Here is a 20,174-nt window from a genome sequence, read left to right as displayed (position 1 = left end):
CGCGATGCGGCCGGCGCGTGCCGCGGCGGTGTGCCTCGTGCTGGCCGCCACCGCCCCGGCGGCCGGCACGGAGACGGCCTTCGGCGGGGATCGTCCCGCCGGCTGCGAATTCGCGCCCGACGCCGTCTGGCCCGCCCTGCGCGAACTGCCGCCCGACGTGCGCGAGATCGAGGCGGATCATGTACGTCGCGAGGGCGACCAGGTGCGCGCCGAGGGCGATGTCCGGCTGTACGCAGACCGTCAACGGCTGGACGCCGAGGTCCTCGACTACGACCGCGCCCGGGGGCTGGCACGGACCGAGGGAGCGGTCCGGCTGTTCGACGGCGACCTGCTGCTGCAAGGCGAAGACGGCCGCTTCCAGCTCGACGAAGATACCGGGGAGCTGAGCCGCATCGATTACATGGTGCGCTCGGTGCCCGCACGCGGACAGGCCGGGGCCGGCACGCAGCTCGACCCCGACCGGCACCGCTTCGAACGGGCGCAGTACACCACCTGCCCGGTCAACCGCGACTCCTGGCGCCTGGACGCCGCACGCCTCGACCTCGACCAGGAAAGCGGACGCGGGGTCGCCCGCCACGCCGTGCTGCGCGTGCGCAACGTACCCGTGGCCTACACCCCGTATATCGATTTCCCCCTGGACGACCGGCGCAAGTCCGGCTTCCTGCTGCCCAGCTTCGGCACCGGCGGACGCACCGGCGCGGATCTGTCCCTGCCGTGGTACTGGAACATCGCGCCCAATTACGACGCCACGTTCACACCGCGCATCATGGCCGACCGCGGGATCAAGCTGAGCACCGAATTCCGCTACCTGCAGCCTGCCCACGAAGGACAGGTCGATTTTCGCTACCTGCCGGACGATCGCGAGACCGGCGAGGATCGCCAATTTGTGGCCTGGCAGCACCGCACCCGCATCGCCCCGGGCCTGCGCCTGGACATCGATGCCGCGGACGTCTCCGACAGCGAATATTTCCGCGATTTCGGCTCCGCCGACCGCTATTCGAGCTCGGTGCGCGACCTGCGTCGCCGGGCCGACCTGACCTGGAGTCAACCGCGCTACCGCCTGCGCACCCGGGTCGAGGACTATCAGATCGTCGACACCGAGCTGGCCGACCGGCGCGAGCCCTACCAGCGCCTGCCGCAGATCACCCTTGAAGCCGGCGAATACGCGGGACAATGGGCCGGCGGCGGAGTCACCTGGGACCTGGACGCCGAACTGGTGCGTTTCGCCCGTCAGGAACGCGCCTCGGACCGTCCCACCGGCCTGCGTTTCGACCTCGACCCGGAACTGGCCTGGCGTTTCGACACCGGCGGGATCTTTGTCGAGCCCCGTGCCGGGGTGCGCTACACCGCCTACGAGCTGGACCGCCGCGGCGAACCCGGCCCCGACTCCATCCGCCGCACCGTACCGCACGCCGCGGTGGACAGCGGCCTGATCTTCGAACGCGACCTGGCCGACGGCGAACGGCTGCAGACCCTGGAGCCCCGGCTGTTCTACGGCTACGTGCCCTACCGCGACCAGGACGACATCCCGGTGTTCGACACCGGCGAGCGCGAGTTCAGCTTCGACAACCTGTTCAGCCTGCAGCGCTTTACCGGCGCCGACCGCGTGGGCGACACCCACCAGCTCACCGCCGCCCTGACCAGCCGCCTCCTCGATACGACCACCGGACAGGAACGCGCGCGGCTGTCGGTCGGCGAGATCCGCTATTTCCGCGACCGCCGCGTACGCCGCAGCCCCTCCGCGCCGGCACTGGAGGACCGCCATTCGGACCTCGCCGTGGAGGGGCGCCTGCGTATCGGCGACGCCTGGGACGGCCGCGGCTCGGTGCTCTACAACCGCGAGCACAAGGACACCTCGCTGGCCGCGCTCGGCGTGTCCTGGAGCCCGGATGAGCGCCGGCGCATCAACCTCGGCTACCGCCAGCGGGCCGATCAGCTGGAACAGACCGACGTGTCCGTACTGTGGCCGGCCGGCGACCGCGTGGACCTGGTCGGACGCTGGAACTACAGCCTGCGCAGTGAACGCGACCTCGAACTTCTGGCCGGTCTCCAGTATCGTAGTTGCTGCTATGGTTTGCGCGTGGTCGCCCGGCGTTCGCTGGATTCCGACCAGCGCTACGACAACTCGATCCATTTCCAGATCACGCTGGACGGACTGGCCCGTTTCGACGGCGGAGTCGACAGCCTCCTGAGCGAAGGTATTGCCGGATATGATGCGCACCCCGACCGCTAAAAGCGCCGGTCGCCGCGCGGGCATGCTTGCCCGCCCCCTGCTCCTGGCCGGGCTTGCCCTGGCCCTGGCGCCGCTGGCCCAGGCCCAGCACGACCCGCTCTCCATGCCCGAAGGTACGGGCACCGGAGCGGGCGCCGGAGCGGGCCCCGGCGCCGAAACGGGGGTACAGGCCCCGGTCACCCCGGGTGCCGCCACCGATGCCGGCGCGCCCGCCCCGGCAATCACTCCGCCGGAGGAAGACCAGTTCACCGACCGCATCCTCGCGATCGTCGAGGAAGACGTGATCACCCAGCGCGAGCTGGTGGAACGCATGAACCTGGTGGCTCAGCAGATGGCCGAACAGGGGCAGCGTCCGCCCGGCCAGGACGCCCTCGCCCGCCAGGTCATGGAACAGCTGGTTACCGAACGCGTGCAGCTGCAGGAAGCCCGCAGGATCGGCATCAGCATCGACGAGATGACACTGAACCGAACCATGGAGCAGATCGCGCGCGAGAACCGCATGACACTGCCCCAGCTGCGCCGCGCCCTGATGCAGGACGGCGTGGACTTCGAGGCGTTTCGTGAACAGATCCGCACCGAGCTGACCATCAACCAGCTGCGCAGCCGCCAGGTCGACAACCGGGTCCGGGTTTCCGATCAGGAGATCGAAGACCTCATCGCCTCGGAAAGCGGCGCCATCGACCGCGACGTGCGCTACCGCCTCTCGCACATCCTCGTCGCGGTGCCGCAGGGCGCGAGCAGCGACGAGATCCGCGAGGCGCGGGAAAAGGCCGCGGAGCTGCGCTCCCGCGTGCGGGAAGGCGAGGAATTCGCCCGGGTGGCGATGGAAGCATCCGACGGACCGCAGGCCCTGCAGGGCGGCGACCTGGGCTGGCGCAGCCCCGGCGAGCTGTCCACGGTGCTGGCCCGCGAGGCCATCCTGATGCGCACCGGCGCGGTCAGCGACGTCCTGCGCTCACCGCAGGGCTTCCACATCATCCGTCTCGAGGACCGCGAGGGCGGTGACCAGACCCTGGTCGAACAGACCGAAGTCCGTCACATCCTCAAGAGTCCCGACGAGGTCCGCAGCGAGGAAGAGGCCGAGCGCCAGATCCGCGCCCTGTACAACCGCCTGCAGGAGGGCGAGGACTTCGGCGATCTCGCCCGCGGCAACTCCGACGACCCGGGGTCCGCCGCGCAGGGCGGCCGCCTGGGCTGGATCAGTCCCGGGGAGCTGGTGCCCGGCTTCGAACAGGCCATGAACCGGCTCGAGCCGGGCGAGATCAGCGAGCCGGTGCAGAGCGAGTTCGGCTGGCACATCATCGAGGTGCTGGACCGCCGCGAAGTCGACACCACCCGCGAGCAGATCCGCGCCCGCGCCCGCGAAGTCCTGCAGAACCGCAAGCGCCAGGACGAGATGGAGCTGTGGCTGCGCCGCCTGCGCGAGGGCGCCTATGTCGAATACCGCGTCGACGGCCTCGAGCCCTGAGCCGATGGCCGGAGAACCGGTTCCGCGTCTGGCGCTGACCGCCGGCGAACCCGCCGGAATCGGACCCGACCTGCTGGCCATGCTGGCGCGCCACGCCGGTCCGGCCCAGCGCGTCGCGATCGGCGATGCGGGTGTCCTCGAACGCCGCGCACGCGATCTGCGCATCGCCCTCACCCTGCGCGCGCACGACCCCGATGCACCGCGCAAACCTACACCTGCCGGCACCCTGGAGCTGCTGGAGGTCCCGGTGGAAGCACCGGTGACCCCCGGGGCCCTGGAACCGGCCAATGCCGGGCACGTGCTCAACCTGCTGGCCGCGGCCGCCGACGGCTGCCTCGACGGGCACTTCGACGCCATGGTGACCGCCCCGGTCCACAAGGGGGTGATCCATCGGGCCGGCCACGATTTCACCGGCCACACCGAATGGCTGGCCGAGCGCGCCGGCTCCGGCCGACCGGTGATGATGCTGGTCGCCGGTGATCTGCGCGTTGCCCTGGTGACCACTCACCTGCCCCTGCGCGAGGTCCCCGACGCGATTACCCCGCCGGTGCTGGAACGGACCCTGCACATCCTGGATCACGACCTCCGCCGCGACTTCGGCCTGGCGCGGCCGCGCATCGCCGTGCTCGGGCTCAACCCGCACGCCGGCGAGGGCGGCGTGCTGGGACGCGAGGAAGAGCTCGTGATCGAACCGGTGCTCGCCCGCCTGCGCGAACGCGGCATGCACCTGACCGGGCCGCTGCCGGCCGACACCGCCTTCACCCCGCGTGCCCTCGCCCGGGTCGACGCGGTGCTCGCCATGTACCACGACCAGGGCCTGCCGGTGCTCAAGCACGCCGGCTTCGGCGAGGCGGTAAACGTCACCCTGGGCCTCCCCTTCGTGCGCACCTCGGTGGATCACGGCACCGCGCTGGATCTGGCCGGCAGCGGACGCGCCGAGGTCGGCAGTCTGGCCGCGGCGGAGAACCTGGCCGCCCGTCTCGCGGGCCACCGCGGGGCACCCCCGGCGGGGACTCCGACATGACCCGACGCACCCGGCGACCGGCCGCAGCCGACGAGGGACCGGGCCCGGTCCGCCGCCGCTTCGGCCAGAATTTCCTCCATGACCCCGGCATCCTCGATCGCATCGTGCGGGCCATCGACCCGCAGCCGGACGATCGCATGCTGGAGATCGGCCCGGGGCGCGGCGCCCTGACGGCCCCGCTGCTGGACCGCCTGCAGAAACTGGACGCGGTGGAGATCGACCGTGATCTGGCCGCAGCGCTGCGCAGTCACTTCCCGCCCGAACGCCTGACCCTCCACACCGGCGACGCCCTGGAACTGGACCTGGCCGCGCTCGGCGAAACCCCGCCCGCCGGCTGGCGCGTGGTGGGCAACCTCCCCTACAACATCTCCACCCCGCTGCTGTTCCACCTGCTGGCGCAGAGCGAGCACATCCGCGACATGCATTTCCTGCTGCAGCGCGAGGTAGTGGAACGCATCACCGCCGGGCCGGGCAGCAAGCGCTACGGCCGCCTGAGCGTGATGGTCGCCGCGCGCGCCCGCGCCACCGAACTGCTGGGAGTCCCGCCGGGGGCATTTCACCCGCCGCCGAAGGTGCATTCGGCCGTGGTGCGCATCGTCCCGGATGCCGAGCCGCGGGTGCCCGCTGCGCGGCTCCCCGCCTTCGCCGCGCTGGTCAACCGCGCGTTCTCCAATCGGCGCAAGACCCTGCGGCGCGGGCTTGCCGGCCTGCTGGAGGCGGCCGATATCGAGGCCGCCGGCCTGGACCCGGGCCAGCGTCCGGAGACCGTCGACGTCGCCGGTTTCGACGCCCTCGCCCGGCGGATCCCCGAATCCGCCGGCGCGGAGTGACCCGGGCAGGGGCACGGCCCCGCGCCGGGTCCGTTTTTCTCCCTCCACGCCCCGCTCGCGTTACCATGGGCACATGACTGGCAGGGACCGCATGCAGCTGATCGTCGCCGATGTCGGCGGGACCCACACCCGCCTGGCGCAGGCCGAATACGCCCGGGGTACGTGGCAACTGCACGCGACCACCCGCTATGCGAGCCGCGAGTACGCCGGCCTGGGTGCAATCCTCGAGGACTGGCTGGCGCGCCCGGAACAGTCCGCGGTGACCTTCAGCGGCGCGGGCATGGCCGTCGCCGGGCCGGTGCACGCCGGGCGCGCCCGGGTCACCAACCTGCGCTGGCCCGAACTCGCGACCGCCGAACTGGCCGCGGTGGCCCGTGTGCCGGTCGCCCTGATCAACGATTTCGCCGCGGTGGGCGCCTGTCTCGAGGCCCTGACCCCGGAAGACCGCCTGATCCTGCAGGACGGCGAGGCGGATCCCGCGGGACCGAGGCTGGTCACCGGGGCCGGCACCGGGCTGGGCACCTGCCTGGTCACCCCGCCCGCGGGCGCAGATGCCCCGCCGGCGATCCATCCGGGCGAAGGCGGCCACGCTCGCTTTTCCCCGGCCGACGCCGACGAGACCGAACTGGCCGCTTTCGTCACCGCCGAGGCCGGCCTGTGCACTCGCGAACACCTGCTCAGCGGCCGCGGCATCGCGCGCATCGGGCGCTTCGAGCTGCAGCGCCGCGACGACCCCGAACTCGGGCGCGCGCTGGCCGCCGCGGAACCCGCCGCCGCCATCAGCGCGCTGGCGGACACCGGTAACCCGGCCGCACTGCGGGTGGTGCGCCGCTTCGTGACCCTGTACGCCGGGCAGCTGGCCGACATGGCGCTGACCGCGCTGCCGCGCGGTGGCGTCTTCATCGGCGGCGGCATCGCCCCGCGCTGGGCCGACCATTTTCTCGCCCCGGCCTTCCGCGAGGCCTTCCGTGCACGCCCGCCGATGGAAGACCTGCTGGAACGCCTGCCGGTGGAACTGATCATTCATCCCGAACCGGGCCTGCTGGGAGCCGCGGTCGCCGCTTCCCGGGCCGGCCCCCACGGAGCATCCGCCCCATGACCATGCAGCAGGAAAATCCCGTCGAGATCGAGGTCTCCAGCGCCTATGTCGAAGACCAGTCGGAACCCGAAGAGGACCGCTACGTCTTCGCCTACCACGTGGTGATCCGCAACGCCGGCGAGCGCAGCGTGCAGCTGCTCAACCGCCACTGGATCATCCGCGACGGGCGCGACCAGACCCAGGAAGTGCGCGGCGAGGGCGTGGTCGGCGAGCAGCCCCATATCGCCCCGGGCGACTCCTTCGAGTACACCAGCGGCACGGTGATCGAGACCCCGGTGGGCATGATGGAAGGCAGCTACGAGATGCGCGACGAGCAGGGGCACACCTTCGAGGCCACCATCCCGCCGTTCACCCTGTCCGTTCCCCGCACGCTGCACTGAGGCCGGCGTGGCACTGTACGCCGTCGGCGACCTGCAGGGCTGCCTGGATCCGCTGGAGCGCCTGCTGGAACGCGTACGCTTCGACCCGTCCCGCGATCGCCTGTGGCTGGTCGGGGACCTGGTCAACCGCGGGCCGGACTCGGCCGGCTGCCTGCGGCGGGTGCGCTCGCTGGGCGCGGCCGCTACCACCGTGCTCGGCAACCACGACCTGCATCTGCTGGCTGCCAGCGAGGGCCTGCGCGAACCCGGTCGACGCGACACCCTGCAGGAGGTGCTGAACGCCCCGGATGCCGCGGAGCTCCTGGAATGGGTGGCCAGCCAGCCGCTGCTGCATCGCGATCCCGACAACGACTGGACGCTGGTCCACGCCGGCATCCCGCCGGTATGGGACACCGACACCGCCGCCGCCGAGGCGCGGCGAGTAGAGGCCGAACTGGGCGAACCGCGCCGGCGTCGTGCCCTGCTGGAGGTGATGTACGGCGACACGCCGGCGCAATGGGATCCGGCCCTTCAGGGCTACGATCGCCTGCGCTTCGCGATCAACGGCTTCACCCGCATGCGCATGGTCGGCGGCGGTCCCGGCGGCGCGCTGGAATTCGCCAGCAACGGCCCGCCGGAAGAAGCCCCGGCGACGCTGGTCCCGTGGTTCGAACACCCCGCACGCCGCAGCCGCGGCACCCCGGTGGTGTTCGGCCACTGGGCCGCGCTGGGTCACCGCCGCGGCCCCGACTGGCTGGCGCTGGACAGCGGCTGCGTCTGGGGGAATGCGATGAGCCTGGCACGCCTGGACGGTGCCACGCCGCAGACCGCTGCGGTGGAACAGGTCTCCTGCCCGGGGACCTGAGAAGCCCCGGACAGACCTCGTCAGCCCCGCCCGGGGCGGGGATCGTCGACCGGCTCCGCGGGCACGCCCAGCGCCTCCACGATCTGCGAACGCGCCGCCTCGGCGAGCTCGCGGCGCGGGCGATCATGCCCCTGCAGCGGCTCCAGCACATGCACGCTCACCCGCGTGCGCGGGCGGCACAGCAGCCGCCACACGTTGGGCACCAGACGATCATGTCCGGCGAAAGCCACCGGCACCGTACCGTCGCTGTAGCTTTCGTAATCCAGCGCCACCGGCTGCACCGGATGCGCGGTCCCCGTGACCGCGGCGAACAGCCGGGGATGAAAGCGGCGCAGCCCGTGTCCCCGGGTCGTCGTGCCCTCGGGGAACACCACGAAATGCCGCCCCGCGTCCAGCCCTTCGCGCATCGCTTCCACGTGCGCCGATGCTTCGTGTCCGCCGCGACGGATGAAGCGCGTACCGTGGCGTCGCGCCAGCCAGCCAATGATCGGCCAGCGGGCGATCTCGGCCTTGGACAGGAAACAGGGGTCCACCGCCGCGCCCAGCAACGGGATATCCAGCCAGGACACATGATTGGCGACCACCAGCGACGCCTCGCGGGGTGGTTCCCCCGCGACCTCGCAGTACACGCCCGCCAGCTGCAGTGCCCTGCGATACCAGGCGCGCCGCACCTGCGAATGCGCCTCGGGGCCGGCGCCCTGTCGCTGCAGCCGCCAGGTGACCCAGACCCCGACCAGCAGATGGCCCAGAATCCGGACGAGTCGGAATATCCCTCTTGCGGTACCTGTCATGCCCTTCCCTTGTGTTGCGGGGCCACGGCCGGATGGCGTGCGCCCGGGTCGCGCCGCTCATGGTAAACGAGACCTGCCGTACCGGTGGACTGCAGGCGTTATCGAAGCGGTTCAGGAAGGACCCGATCCCGGCATCCCGTCGCGGAAGCGGCAGGGAGTGCGGCGGGCTCGACTGGATGGAACGACTCGTTTTGCGCGGCCACCCGGGACTTGCGCTGGCCGCGGCCCCGGTCCTGGAACGCGCCGGCCTGACACTGGCGCTGACGGCCCTGCTGGTGTCGCTGGTCAGCGCGCTCGCCCGTGCGCTTCAGACCCGAAGCGGCAGGGGCAACCACGGAACCAGCGCCAGGCTGGCACCGGCGATCAATGCGCCGATCAGGGCCCCCACCGCCACGTCGCTGGGGTAGTGCAGCGCCAGCACCAGGCGCGACATGGCCACCAGCAGCGCGAACGGCACCACCAGCCAGGCCCAGGCCGGCAGCCAGGCCACCAGCACGACCGTGAAACCCACGGCGTGCATGGTGTGCCCGGACGGAAAGCTGAACTCGTCCAGCGCAGGCACCCCCGGCAGCAGGTCGTCGTGGCGCCGGTAAGGCCGCGCCCGGCCGGCCCCCTGCTTGAGTACCCGGTAGAGCGGCATCGACACCAGACCCACGGCCATCATGTGCAGGCTGACCGTCCACGCCCAAATCCCGTGGATCGCCGGCAGTGCAAGCATGATCGCGTACCAGGCCCCGCCATTGCCCAGTCGCGAGACGACGGCAAAGAACCGACTGACGAGCGGATGCCGCGCGAGCCGGTTGCAGTGGCGAGCGACACGGCCGTCGAGGTGGTCAACCCGCTGCAGCAGACGCATGCCGCCCCTCCTCCGCAAGGAGTTCTTCCAGCTGGGCGGCGAAATGGGCCACGATGCAGGACCAGTCCAGTCCCTCGGCCCGCAGGCGGGCGGCGTCGCCCATGCCCTTCCAGGCCAGGCGGTCACGCCGACGCTTTTCCGCCAGACGCAGTGCCACTCCGGCGAACGCCTCGCTGTCCCGATCCGCATGACCGGTGACCGGCACCCGCGCACCGTTCTCGCCGTCGCGCAGGTGTTCGCGCGCCGCGGCGCGGTCAAAGGCCAGCACCGGCAGACCGCTGGCCATCGCCTCGATCACCACGTTGCCGAAGGTTTCGGATCGCGAGGCGAACACGAACAGGTCGGCGCTGGCGTAATGGGCCGCCAGGTCCTCGCCGGTACGCATGCCGGCAAAGATCACCTCGGGGTGGCGGGCCTCCAGGGCGGGACGCGACGGTCCGTCCCCGACCATCACCAGACGCGCATTCGGGAGGCGGGTGCGGACCGCTTCCCAGGCGCGAATGACGTCTTCGGGTGACTTCTCCGGCGCCAGCCGGCCCACGCTCATCAGCACCGGCGCGTCCACGCCGCCACCCCATTCCTGGCGCAGGGGCCATGACCGCCGGCCGGGGTGAAACATCGCAGAATCCACCCCCCGCGCCAGCACCCGGACACCGTGAAAGCCGTACGAATCCAGTTCTCTGGCCAGGGTCCGGGTCGGGACCTGGGTGGCATGGCAACGATTATGAAAGCGCCGCAGCACCGCCAGCGCCAGAGGCTCGGCCCAGCGCATGCCGTAATGCCGGGCGTAGCCATCGAATCGGGTGTGAAAGGCCGAACTGACGGGGATGCCGAGGCGGCGGGCGGCGCTCACTGCCGCGTGTCCCAGCGGGCCCTCGGTGGCCACATGCACGACATCGGGCCGCAGGCGTGACCAGCGTCGCAGCAGACGCTGACGCACCGGCAACCCCATGCGCAGGCCCGGATAGCCCGGGAGCGGCAGCCCCGGTACCCGGTATTCGTCTTCCTCCGCCATCGGCTGCGGACCGCGCGCCCGGTCCACCGCCTGACGGGGACGCACGACCTCGGCCTGCCAGCCACATTCGCGGACCCCTTCCACCAGGCGGTGCAGGGTCAGGGCCACGCCATTGATCTCGGGTGGCCAGGTCTCGGTCACCACGGCCACGCGCGGGCTCGCCGCCATGATCACCATTCCCCCGAGGCGAAGCGACCCGGGCCGGCGGCGTCGCTGCCGGCCCCGGAATGCCACGGGCCCGCCGAGCGGAAGCGGGCCGGGATGTCCGCGCGCCGCAGCAGCATCAGGAGGCTGGCCGCATCCCCGCTGACGTCATGCGACGGCTCGCCGGCGACCTTCGCCCCGAACGCCAGCCACGACCGGGCCAGCGGCGGCAGGCCCTCCGCCGACGGCATGCCGTGCCAGATCGTCAGGGCATTGGGGAGCGGCTTGCGCGGGCTCACGCGGCACCGCGACGGGGTGCGACGGAAATTGCGCAACCAGGCAAGGCTGGCCGGCGTATGGCGATCCAGAGGCAGCGACGTGCGCGCGATCAGGTAGCGGCAGTCGAGGCTTTCCAGCAGACGGGTCACCCCGCGCCAGAGCGCGGCGACCGCCGCTTCACGCTCCTCGAACCCGGGCAGGAAACGGACGCGATCGAGCTCCGCACCGCGCCCGGACAGGGCCATCAGCGGGCCGAGATCGAAGTCCTCGAGGCCCGGGAAGCCGCCAGCCGCAGCCACGGTCTCCTCCACCAGCAGACGGGCACAGGCCACCGGTTCGCGCGTGCCGCGAGCGAATACCAGCAGATGGTGGCCCCAGGCATCCAGCGGGTCACGATCCAGCCCGGCCAGACGCGCCGGCAGACAGCGACCGCGATGCTCCGCCGCGATCCGGAAGCGCAGACGCTGGGCTGCCCGCAGTTCTTCGCGGTCGCTGGCCACGCGCCACTCGTAACCGGGGTCGGCGGAATGTGTCGCATGAAGGGACGAATCGGACATGGCGAAGTCTCCACGGGTCATATCCCGGGAGACTACGGCCATCGGCTTGCAGCGCCTTGACCGGCGCGTGACGTTTGAGTGACCGGGCCGGAGGCAACCGCCGGCTGGCGGCAGCGGCCCGGTCGGGCAGGAAGGGGCGGCTCGGGCCTACGGCAGCTGACCGGTGTAGGCGCCGGATTCGACCGGCAGGTCCTCGCCTTCCCAGGATTTCATCCCGCCGGCGACGTTGACCACGTTGGTGAAGCCCATCTCCTGCAGGCGCAGGACCGACAGGGCGGCCCGCCCGCCGGTGGCACAGATGATGGCCACGGGCTTCTCGCGCGCGGAGTACAGCGCCTCGATGCGATGCGGGGTATTGGGGTCGGCCGCGCCTTCCAGCAGACCGCGCGGGATCAGCAGCGAATCCGGCACGTGGGCACGTTCGTATTCATAGGGCTCGCGCACGTCGACCAGGGTCCAGTCCTCGCCCTTCTGGATCGCCTCGTGCAGCTCTTCCGGGGAGATCTCGCGGATGTCCTCGCGTGCCGCGGCGACAAAATCCTTCATCAGCTTTTCGCTCATGGGGCATTCCTTTTGTTCGGTGAAGTTTTGATGGTTGAACGGATAACCCTTGCAGTCTGAGGGCTTCGCCGCCGATTTCAAGCTCAGTGTTTCTCCAGGGGCGTCATTCGCCCGCCGCCAGACGTTCCGCCAGCGCCGCCGGGTCGTCCACCGGGGGTTCGCAGTGCAGACCGCGGCACAGCCAGGCGCGCGGTCCGCCCTCGCGCGGCGCCTTGCCGGCCAGGGCGTCGGGCAGATCGCGGGCATCGTCGGGCACGGGGAAGACCCGCGCCGCGCCATCGGCGGCAGCGATCGTCCGGCGCGCGTCGGCCAGCGTCTCGCCCTGCCCGCGCAGGACCACCAGCGGCGGGGCGTGATAATGCATGTCGAGCGCCACCAGCAGGCTCATGTGGCCCATCGGCGCCTGTTCGATCATCGGCCCGGCATTGGCCAGCGTACCCTCGGCCGCCTCCAGATAGCGCGGCTCGGCCAGCAGATGCCCCAGCCGGATCAGGCACTGCGCGGCGATCCCGTTGCCCGCGGCCATGGCATCGTCGGAATACACCTTGGGCCGCTGGATCAGGGCCTCGTGGTCGCGCGCGGTGTAGAAAAAGCCGCCGCTGGCATCATCGTGGAAATCCTCCATCAGGGCCCCGGCCAGGGTCACGGCCCAGTCCAGAAGCTCGCTGTCCCATTCGGTCTCCAGCAGCGCCAGGGTCGCCTCCAGCAGCGCGGCATAGTCGTCGAGGCAGGCGCGCGGCATGGCCGAGGTCGCCCCCTCGCGATAACTGGCATACAGGCGGCCGTCGTGCCAGTGCAGGCGCCGCACCGCCGCCATTGCGTCCTGTGCCAGCGCCAGCCAGTCGGGACGATCCAGCGCGCGGGCCGCGCGCGCCAGGCCGGTGATCATCAGCGCGTTCCAGCCCGCCAGCAGCTTGTCGTCGCGATGCGGGCGCACGCGCTCCTCGCGTGCCCGAAGGAGCCGCTCGCGCGCCCGGTCCAGACGGGCCGCCGCCTCCTCCGGGGAGATCCCCAGGGCATCCGCGACGGTGTCCGGCGGCACCACTTCGTGCAGGTGCCAGCGGCCTTCGAAGTTGGGCGGCCCCTGCAGACCCCACACGCGTGCGGCGACCGCCCATTCCTCGGCCGGCAGCAGCGCCTCCACGGTCTCCGGATCCCAGACGTAGAAGCGCCCTTCCTCGCCTTCGGAATCGGCATCCAGGCTGGAACAGAAGGCGCCGCTGGAATCCCGCATCTCGCGCTCGAGCCAGGCCACTGTCTGCTCCGCGACCCGCCGCGAGCGGGCATCGCCGCGCGCCGCACGTTCGGCGTACAGCCCCAGCAGCGGCCCGTTGTCGTACAGCATCTTCTCGAAATGCGGGATCATCCAGCGGGTGTCCACCGAGTAGCGACAGAACCCGCCGCCGACCTGGTCGAACAGTCCGCCGGCGGCCATCGCGTCCAGGGTCGCATCCAGCATGCGGCGGGACTCGCCGTCGCCGTGGCGCGCCGCATGCCAGGCCAGCCAGTCGAGCGAGGCCGGATGGGGGAACTTGGGCGCATCGCCGAAACCGCCATGCTCCGCGTCGAAGCTCTGCGCCAGTTCCGCGCGGGCCTTGTCCACCACGCTCAGCGCCGGGATGCTGCCGCCCTCGGGGTTGTAGATCCGCGTGAGCGCCTGCTGCAGGGAATCGTTCTGGCGCCGGATCTCCTCCGGATGTTCGGCGAGGAAATCGGCCACGCGGTTGAGCAGATCCACGAACGACGGCAGCCCGTGCCGCGGGGTATTCGGGAAGTAGGTCCCGGCGAAGAACGGCACCTGGTCCGGCGTCAGGAACACCGTCAGCGGCCAGCCGCCCGGGCGCTGCGCCAGCAGCATGTGCGCGTTCTGGTAGATGCGATCGAGATCGGGCCGCTCCTCGCGATCCACCTTGATGTTCACGTAACGCCGGTTCATCACCTCCGCGGTCGCCGGATCCTCGAAGGATTCGTGCGCCATCACGTGGCACCAGTGGCAGGCGGAGTACCCGATCGACAGCAGGATCGGCTTGTCCTCGGTCCGCGCCCGCTCCAGGGCCTCCTCGCCCCACGGATACCAGTCGACCGGATTGTCCGCGTGCTGTTGCAGATACGGGCTGCTGGCGCCGGCGAGACGGTTCATGGCGACCTCCCTGGAAACGTGGGTGGCGAAAGTCGGGACGAAGACGGTCCCGATGCGTGCGAATGCCTTGCAGGACCGGTAGGATGTGCGGCTGTTTCGGCCACCGCAAGCGCCCATGCCTGTTCACCCGTTTATCGATCCGGTCGCGTTCTCCCTGGGCCCGGTCAGCATCCACTGGTACGGGCTGATGTACGTCATCGGATTCCTGGCCTTCTGGGGGCTGGGGGTCTGGCGCGCGCGCTCGCGCGACTGGGATCCGCTGGAGCCGCGCCAGGTCGGCGACCTGCTGTTCTGGGGCGCGATCGGCGTGATCATCGGCGGGCGCCTGGGCTACGCGCTGTTCTACAACTTCGACGGCGTGCTGGCCGACCCGGTCAGCCTGATCCGGCTGTGGGAGGGCGGCATGTCCTTCCACGGCGGGCTGATCGGCGTACTGGTCACCGCCTGGCTGTACGCCCGGCACCTGCACCAGCCGTTCTTCCGCCTGACCGATTTCATCGCCCCGCTGATCCCCATCGGTCTGGGCGCCGGGCGCGTGGGCAACTGGATCAACGGCGAGCTGTGGGGCAAGCCCACCGACCTGCCGTGGGCGATGGTATTCCCCGCGGCCGACTACGTACCCCGGCATCCCTCGCAGCTCTACCAGGCCTTTCTCGAAGGCGTGGTGCTGTTCGTGGTGCTGTGGCTGGTGTCGCGCCAGCCGCGGCGGACCGGTCTGGTCTCGGGCCTGTTCCTGACCCTGTACGGCGCGTTCCGCTTCGTGGTGGAGTTCGTGCGCGAACCGGACGCGCACATCGGCTATCTCGCCTTCGGCTGGGTGACCATGGGCCAGGTGTTGTCGCTGCCGGTGATCCTGTTCGGCCTCGGCCTGATCGTCTGGTCGCGCCGCAACCCCCTGCCCGAACCCCGCCCGGACACCTCCGACAAGCCCTGAGGACGCAGCATGCGGCAATATCTGGACCTCGTCCGCCACATCCGCGACCACGGCAGCGACCGCCCGGACCGCACCGGCACCGGCACGCGCTCGGTGTTCGGCTACCAGATGCGCTTCGATCTGGCGCAGGGCTTCCCCCTGGTCACCACCAAGAAGACCCATCTGCGCTCGGTCATCCACGAGCTGCTGTGGTTCCTCGCGGGGGACACCAACGTGGGCTATCTGCGCGACAACAAGGTGACCATCTGGGATGAATGGGCCACCGAGAGCGGTGAACTGGGCCCGATCTACGGCGCCCAGTGGCGTTCCTGGCCATTGCCCGACGGAGGCACCCACGATCAGCTGACGGAGCTGCTGGTCAACCTCCGCACCCGCCCGCACTCTCGCCGCCACGTGATCTCCGCGTGGAACGTCGCCGACCTGCCGGACGAGACCCGCGCCCCGCAGGAGAACGCGGCCGCCGGCCTTATGGCCCTCGCCCCCTGCCATGCCCTGTTCCAGTTCTACGTGGCCAACGGGCGGCTGTCCTGCCAGCTGTACCAGCGCAGTGCCGACGTGTTCCTGGGCGTGCCCTTCAACATCGCCAGCTATGCCCTGCTGACCCACATGATCGCGCAGGTGGTCGACCTGGAGCCCGGCGAATTCGTCCATACCCTGGGCGATGCGCACCTCTACGCCAACCACGCCGAGCAGGTCGACACCCTGCTGGAGCGCGACCCGCTGCCGCTGCCGACCCTGCACCTCAACCCGGAGGTGCGCGACCTGTTCGCGTTCCGCTTCGAGGACATCGAGGTCCGCGACTACCAGTCCCACCCCGCCATCCGCGCCCCCATCGCCATCTAGCCCGCCATGCGCTAGATTGGTTCCGAGGACCGGGAGGCGACCATGAAGCAATACACGGTCATTATCGAGCAGGGCGACAGCGGCTGGGGAGCCTATGTTCCGGACCTCCCGGGCTGCATTGCGACCGGTGACAGCCGCGAGGAAGTCATGGCCGCGATTCGCGAGGCGATCACCATGCACCTGGAAGCCCTGCATGACGAAGGCGAGCCGATTCCCGAACCGCACCATTCCAGCGAAACCGTGCGAATCGATGCAGCCTGAAGCCCGGGGACCCGAGATCCATATCATCGTGGCGCTGGACCCGGATCACGTGATCGGGCGCGACAACGACCTGCCGTGGCGGCTGCCGGACGACCTGCGGCACTTCAAGCGGGTGACCGCCGGCCATCCGGTGATCATGGGCCGGCGCACGTTCGAATCCATCGGCCGGCCGCTGCCGAAGCGCCGCAACCTGGTGCTGACCCGGCAGACCGACTGGCAGCAGCCCGAGGGCGTCGAGGTCTTTTCCGACCTGGACAAAGCGCTGGCGAATATCGATTCGGGTCCGGCGTTCGTCATCGGCGGGGCCGGGCTGTTCGCCGAGGCCCTGCCGCGCACCGGGGTCCTGCACCTGACCCGGGTGCACGAACGCCATCCCGGCGATACGTATTTCCCCGCCATCGATCCCGCGGAATGGACGCTGACCGAGTCGGAATACCACCCGGCCGACGAGCACCACGCCTGCGCATTCACCTTCGAGCGTCTGGAGCGGCGCTGAGCCGGATCAGCGCGTGCCGAAACGCGGCAGCAGCCGCGCGGGCAGCAGCTGCACCAGGATGAACCCCAGCAGGGCCGCGACCACGATGCTCGGCCCGGTGGGGGTATCCCACTGGAACGACCCCGCGATCCCCGCGCCCACCGCGAGCATGCCCAGGACCCCGGCGAGGATCGCCATCTGTTCCGGGGTGCGGGCGAAACGTCGCGAAGTGGCCGCCGGGATGATCATCAGCGCCGTGATCAGCAGTACGCCGACCACCTGCATCGCCGCCGCGATCACCAGCGCGATCAGCAGCATCATGCCCAGGCGCACCGGCAGGGCCCGCACGCCCTCCACCCGCGCCAGTTCCTCGTGCACGGTCAGCGCCAGCAGAGGCCGCCACAGCGCGATCAGCAGCACCAGCGCAATCACCCCGCCGATGGCGATCGCCAGCAGGTCGTCACGCCCCACCGCGAGGATGTCGCCGAACAGATAGGCCATCAGGTCCACCCGCAGCCCCTCGACGAAGGCCACGGCCACGATCCCCAGCGACAGCGCGCTGTGCGCGAGGATCCCCAGCAGGGTGTCCGAGCCCAGCTCCTGATAGCGCTGCAGGATCACCAGGAGCACCGCGATGGCGATGCAGACCAGCGTCACCATCAGGTTGAGATTGAGCCCCAGCAGGAAGCCCAGGGCCACCCCCAGCAGAGCCGAATGCGACACCGTGTCGCCGAAATAGGCCATGCGCCGCCACACCACGAAGGCGCCCAGCGGCCCCGCGACCACCGCCACCATCAGGCCCGCCAGCACGGCGCGCACCAGGAAGTCGTCCAGCCAGCCGGCGATGTCCATCAGTGACGGCACCCCGGACCGTGTTGCGGATCGTTGCAGGAGGTGTCCGTGCCCTCTCCATCCAGCGGGCGCACCTCGCCGTGCAGGCCGTGCACGTGATTGTGATCGTGGGTGTAGACCGCCAGACCCCGCAGATCCACGCTGGGGAACAGGCGCCGGTATTCCGGATGGCGCGAGACCTCTTCGGGGTTTCCGGTACAGCAGACATGCCGGTTCAGGCAGATCACCGTCTCGGCTCCGGCCATCACGAAATGCAGGTCGTGCGAGACGATCAGCACCCCGCAGCCGGACTCGCGGCGGATGTCGTCCAGCATCGCGAACACGTCGCCCTGCCCGACCACGTCGACCCCCTGGGCCGGTTCGTCCAGCACCAGCAGATCGGGCTCGCCCAGCAATGCCCGCGCCAGCAGCACCCGCTGGGTCTCGCCGCCAGACAGGGACTGGATCGGCGAATCGATCAGGTGCCCGACCCCTACCCGTTCCAGCCTGGCCAGCAGTTCACGCCGCGGCAGCCGCTGGCGCATGCGCAGGAAGCGGTAAACCGACAGCGGCAGCACCGGTTCGATCTGCAGCCGCTGAGGCATGTAACCGACCCGCAGATCCGGGGCGCGTTCCACGTGGCCGCCGTCCGGCTGCCACAGTCCCATCAACACACGCAGCAGGCTGGTCTTGCCCGCGCCGTTGGGGCCGATGATCATCGCCGCCTCGCCCGCGTGCACCGCCATCGACACCCGGTCGAGGATCGTCCGTCCGCCCCGCTCCACCGTCACCTCGCGGGCCGCCACCAGCGGCCCGGAACCCCGCTCCGGGCGCGGCCGCGGATGGCGGCCCGCACGGTGACCGCGTAACCAGTTGTGGACGCTCGCGAACATGATGGTATTGTATAACATCCAGATCCCATACGGAGCCCCGGTCATGATGCGCAAACGTTTCCCCCTGCTCACCGGCACCCTGGTCGCCAGCGCCACGCTGGCGATACCCGCACAGGCGGACGACCCGCGGGTGGTCTCCAGCATCCTCCCGATCCACGGCCTGGTCGCGGGCCTGGTGGACGACGTAATGGAGGCCGATGTCCTGCTGCCGCCGGACGCCTCACCGCACGGCTACTCCATGCGCCCGTCCGAAGCCCGGCGTTTGCAGAACGCCGACGTGGTGGTCTGGGTCGGGCCCGACCTGGAGACCTTCCTCGAATCACCCCTGCGCAATCGGGGAGAAGGTACCACGGTCGTGACCCTGATGGAGGACATGGACCTCGATCTGCTGCCCACGCGCTCGGGCGGGGTCTGGGAACCGCACGACCACGGTCACGATCATGATGCGGCGCATGAAGAGGCCCGCGGAGAAGGACATGGCGGAGAGCATGACCACGGACATGACCATGAGCACGGGCATGATCACGACCACGGCCATGACCACGACCACGGACATGACCACGACCACGGACATGATCACGACCACGGCCATGACCACGACCACGGCCATGACCATGACCACGGCCATGACCACGACCGCGGGCATGACCACGACCGCGGGCATGACCATGACCACGGCCATGACCATGACCACGGCCATGACCATGACCACGGCCATGACCACGACCGCGGGCATGACCACGACCACGGGCATGACCATGACCACGGGCATGACCACGACCGCGGGCATGACCATGACCAGGGGCATGACCGTGACCACGGGCACGACCACGGCAACGGGCACCGGGACGCCCACATCTGGCTGTCACCCGACAACGCCCGGGCGATCGTGACGCAGCTTGCGGACCGACTCGGCGAGAATTTCCCCGACAAGGCCGGCGCCCTGGAAGACAACCGCGACCGCATGCTGGAACGCATCGACGAGTTCGATGCCGAACTGAAAGAGCGCCTGGAACCGGTGCGCGGCGAAGCCTTCGTAGTGTTCCACGACGCCTACCATTATTTCGAGGCGCATTACGGCCTGAACGCGGCCGGCTCCATCACCGTCGACCCGTCCCGCAGTCCCGGGGCACGGCGCATCAGCGAACTGCGTGATCGCCTGTCCGCGGACGATGTCACCTGCCTGTTCACCGAACCGCAGTTCCGCCCGGCGCTGGCCGAGACCATCGTGGAAGGACACGCGACGCGCCTGGGTCAACTGGACCCGGTCGGTGTCGACATCCAGCCCGGCCCGGACGCCTGGTTCGAACTGATGGAAGACCTGGCCGACGGCTTCCTCGACTGCATGAAGCGCGAATAAGCCCCGTCGGCCAGGGCATTCGCAAAGGCATTCGCGAGCAAGCTCGCTCCTACCTGGCCTGTACCGACCCGTAGACATGATGGATTGACCTGCCCGACCTCGAGAGCGTGGGTTATGTTCTCGGGGTTGGGACAACCACCTTCAACACAGAGCCAATATCGAGGGGGCAGGTCATGGACCAGTTTAGCGCGGAAGGGATGAAGGATGCAGGGCCGGTGTCGGGTCTGGCCGGCGTGAGGCAGGCGGTGGAGCCGGCCGCCGATGTGTACGGCGCCTACATCGGGCTGGACGTGCACAAGGAGACGATCGCGGTGGCGGTGGCCGAGTGCGGTCGTGGAGCGCCGGAGTATTACGGC

General features: G+C 70.1%; 20 protein-coding genes and 1 pseudogene. 13 read left to right on the top strand and 8 right to left on the bottom strand.

All coding sequences use genetic code 11. The annotated features are described in order from the left end of the window. The first annotated feature begins 4 nt into the window (after positions 1–4). The 7 genes from F620_RS0111775 (at position 5) to F620_RS0111745 (ending at position 7,878) form a co-directional block, all read left to right on the top strand. A complete protein-coding gene (locus F620_RS0111775) occupies positions 5–2,233 on the top strand; it encodes an LPS-assembly protein LptD (protein ID WP_019570705.1) in 2,229 nt (742 codons plus the stop codon). After that, positions 2,211–3,701 carry a peptidylprolyl isomerase gene (locus tag F620_RS0111770; RefSeq protein ID WP_019570704.1) on the top strand — a complete coding sequence of 497 codons (1,491 nt, stop codon included), beginning with the start codon at positions 2,211–2,213 and terminating at the stop codon, positions 3,699–3,701. The genes F620_RS0111775 and F620_RS0111770 overlap by 23 nt, the downstream gene beginning before the upstream one ends. Before the next feature lie 4 nt (positions 3,702–3,705). Continuing rightward, on the top strand, positions 3,706–4,725 hold the full coding sequence (pdxA, locus tag F620_RS0111765) for a 4-hydroxythreonine-4-phosphate dehydrogenase PdxA (protein ID WP_019570703.1): 1,020 nt from the start codon (positions 3,706–3,708) through the stop codon (positions 4,723–4,725). After that, positions 4,722–5,555: a 16S rRNA (adenine(1518)-N(6)/adenine(1519)-N(6))-dimethyltransferase RsmA gene (gene rsmA, locus F620_RS0111760; protein ID WP_018870889.1), complete on the top strand. Its 834-nt coding sequence runs from the start codon at positions 4,722–4,724 to the stop codon at positions 5,553–5,555. Before pdxA ends, rsmA begins: the two co-directional genes overlap by 4 nt. 91 nt (positions 5,556–5,646) lie before the next feature. Further along, positions 5,647–6,654, top strand: coding sequence for a glucokinase (locus F620_RS0111755; RefSeq protein ID WP_019570702.1), 1,008 nt, complete (start codon positions 5,647–5,649; stop codon positions 6,652–6,654). Continuing rightward, complete coding sequence (gene apaG / locus F620_RS0111750; RefSeq protein ID WP_019570701.1) at positions 6,651–7,034, top strand: Co2+/Mg2+ efflux protein ApaG; 384 nt, start codon at positions 6,651–6,653, stop codon at positions 7,032–7,034. The genes F620_RS0111755 and apaG overlap by 4 nt, the downstream gene beginning before the upstream one ends. A gap of 7 nt (positions 7,035–7,041) precedes the next feature. Next, positions 7,042–7,878 carry a symmetrical bis(5'-nucleosyl)-tetraphosphatase gene (locus F620_RS0111745; protein WP_019570700.1) on the top strand — a complete coding sequence of 279 codons (837 nt, stop codon included), beginning with the start codon at positions 7,042–7,044 and terminating at the stop codon, positions 7,876–7,878. Positions 7,879–7,898: 20 nt separating this feature from the next. On the opposite strand, the gene F620_RS0111740 is transcribed toward F620_RS0111745, so the two are convergent. The 6 genes from F620_RS0111740 to F620_RS0111715 all read right to left on the bottom strand — a co-directional run bounded on the left by F620_RS0111740 (position 7,899) and on the right by F620_RS0111715 (position 14,221). Further along, a complete protein-coding gene (locus tag F620_RS0111740) occupies positions 7,899–8,669 on the bottom strand; it encodes a 1-acyl-sn-glycerol-3-phosphate acyltransferase (RefSeq protein WP_018870885.1) in 771 nt (256 codons plus the stop codon). A gap of 307 nt (positions 8,670–8,976) precedes the next feature. Beyond that, on the bottom strand, positions 8,977–9,525 hold the full coding sequence (locus tag F620_RS0111735; RefSeq protein WP_019570699.1) for a phosphatase PAP2 family protein: 549 nt from the start codon (positions 9,523–9,525) through the stop codon (positions 8,977–8,979). Further along, a complete protein-coding gene (locus F620_RS0111730) occupies positions 9,503–10,717 on the bottom strand; it encodes a glycosyltransferase family 1 protein (protein WP_019570698.1) in 1,215 nt (404 codons plus the stop codon). Before F620_RS0111730 ends, F620_RS0111735 begins: the two co-directional genes overlap by 23 nt. Further along, positions 10,711–11,520 (bottom strand): GNAT family N-acetyltransferase, encoded by an 810-nt coding sequence (locus F620_RS0111725; RefSeq protein WP_019570697.1) that lies wholly within the window; start codon positions 11,518–11,520, stop codon positions 10,711–10,713. Before F620_RS0111725 ends, F620_RS0111730 begins: the two co-directional genes overlap by 7 nt. 147 nt (positions 11,521–11,667) lie before the next feature. Then, a complete protein-coding gene (locus F620_RS0111720; RefSeq protein ID WP_018870881.1) occupies positions 11,668–12,081 on the bottom strand; it encodes a rhodanese-like domain-containing protein in 414 nt (137 codons plus the stop codon). Between the two features lie 103 nt (positions 12,082–12,184). Then, entirely contained in the window at positions 12,185–14,221 is a 2,037-nt protein-coding gene (locus tag F620_RS0111715) for a thioredoxin domain-containing protein (protein WP_019570696.1), read from the bottom strand. Between the two features lie 115 nt (positions 14,222–14,336). Here F620_RS0111715 and lgt point away from each other — a divergent pair, with 115 nt between their 5' ends. From lgt to F620_RS0111695, 4 genes are read left to right on the top strand one after another with little or no spacing between them, the layout of a single operon-like run. Then, on the top strand, positions 14,337–15,155 hold the full coding sequence (gene lgt, locus F620_RS0111710) for a prolipoprotein diacylglyceryl transferase (RefSeq protein WP_019570695.1): 819 nt from the start codon (positions 14,337–14,339) through the stop codon (positions 15,153–15,155). Positions 15,156–15,164: 9 nt separating this feature from the next. Continuing rightward, positions 15,165–15,998: a thymidylate synthase gene (locus tag F620_RS0111705; protein ID WP_019570694.1), complete on the top strand. Its 834-nt coding sequence runs from the start codon at positions 15,165–15,167 to the stop codon at positions 15,996–15,998. A 42-nt stretch (positions 15,999–16,040) separates the two neighbouring features. Further along, positions 16,041–16,259, top strand: a complete 219-nt coding sequence (locus tag F620_RS0111700) for a type II toxin-antitoxin system HicB family antitoxin (RefSeq protein ID WP_018870877.1) — start codon at positions 16,041–16,043, stop codon at positions 16,257–16,259. Beyond that, a complete protein-coding gene (locus F620_RS0111695; protein WP_019570693.1) occupies positions 16,249–16,755 on the top strand; it encodes a dihydrofolate reductase in 507 nt (168 codons plus the stop codon). Before F620_RS0111700 ends, F620_RS0111695 begins: the two co-directional genes overlap by 11 nt. A gap of 6 nt (positions 16,756–16,761) precedes the next feature. On the opposite strand, the gene znuB is transcribed toward F620_RS0111695, so the two are convergent. Next, complete coding sequence (znuB, locus tag F620_RS0111690) at positions 16,762–17,586, bottom strand: zinc ABC transporter permease subunit ZnuB (protein WP_019570692.1); 825 nt, start codon at positions 17,584–17,586, stop codon at positions 16,762–16,764. Beyond that, positions 17,586–18,476, bottom strand: a complete 891-nt coding sequence (locus tag F620_RS0111685) for an ATP-binding cassette domain-containing protein (RefSeq protein WP_026331442.1) — start codon at positions 18,474–18,476, stop codon at positions 17,586–17,588. Before F620_RS0111685 ends, znuB begins: the two co-directional genes overlap by 1 nt. Before the next feature lie 25 nt (positions 18,477–18,501). Between F620_RS0111685 and F620_RS0111680 the strand changes: the two genes are divergently transcribed. Both F620_RS0111680 and F620_RS14390 read left to right on the top strand, forming a co-directional pair. Beyond that, positions 18,502–19,818, top strand: coding sequence for a zinc ABC transporter substrate-binding protein (locus F620_RS0111680; RefSeq protein WP_019570690.1), 1,317 nt, complete (start codon positions 18,502–18,504; stop codon positions 19,816–19,818). Positions 19,819–19,991: 173 nt separating this feature from the next. Beyond that, positions 19,992–20,174: pseudogene (locus F620_RS14390) on the top strand (IS110 family transposase); the annotation flags it as partial.

The organism is Thioalkalivibrio sp. ALE11 (assembly GCF_000381205.1).
Taxonomy (GTDB): domain Bacteria; phylum Pseudomonadota; class Gammaproteobacteria; order Ectothiorhodospirales; family Ectothiorhodospiraceae; genus Thioalkalivibrio.
This window is presented reverse-complemented; position numbering and strand designations above follow the sequence as displayed.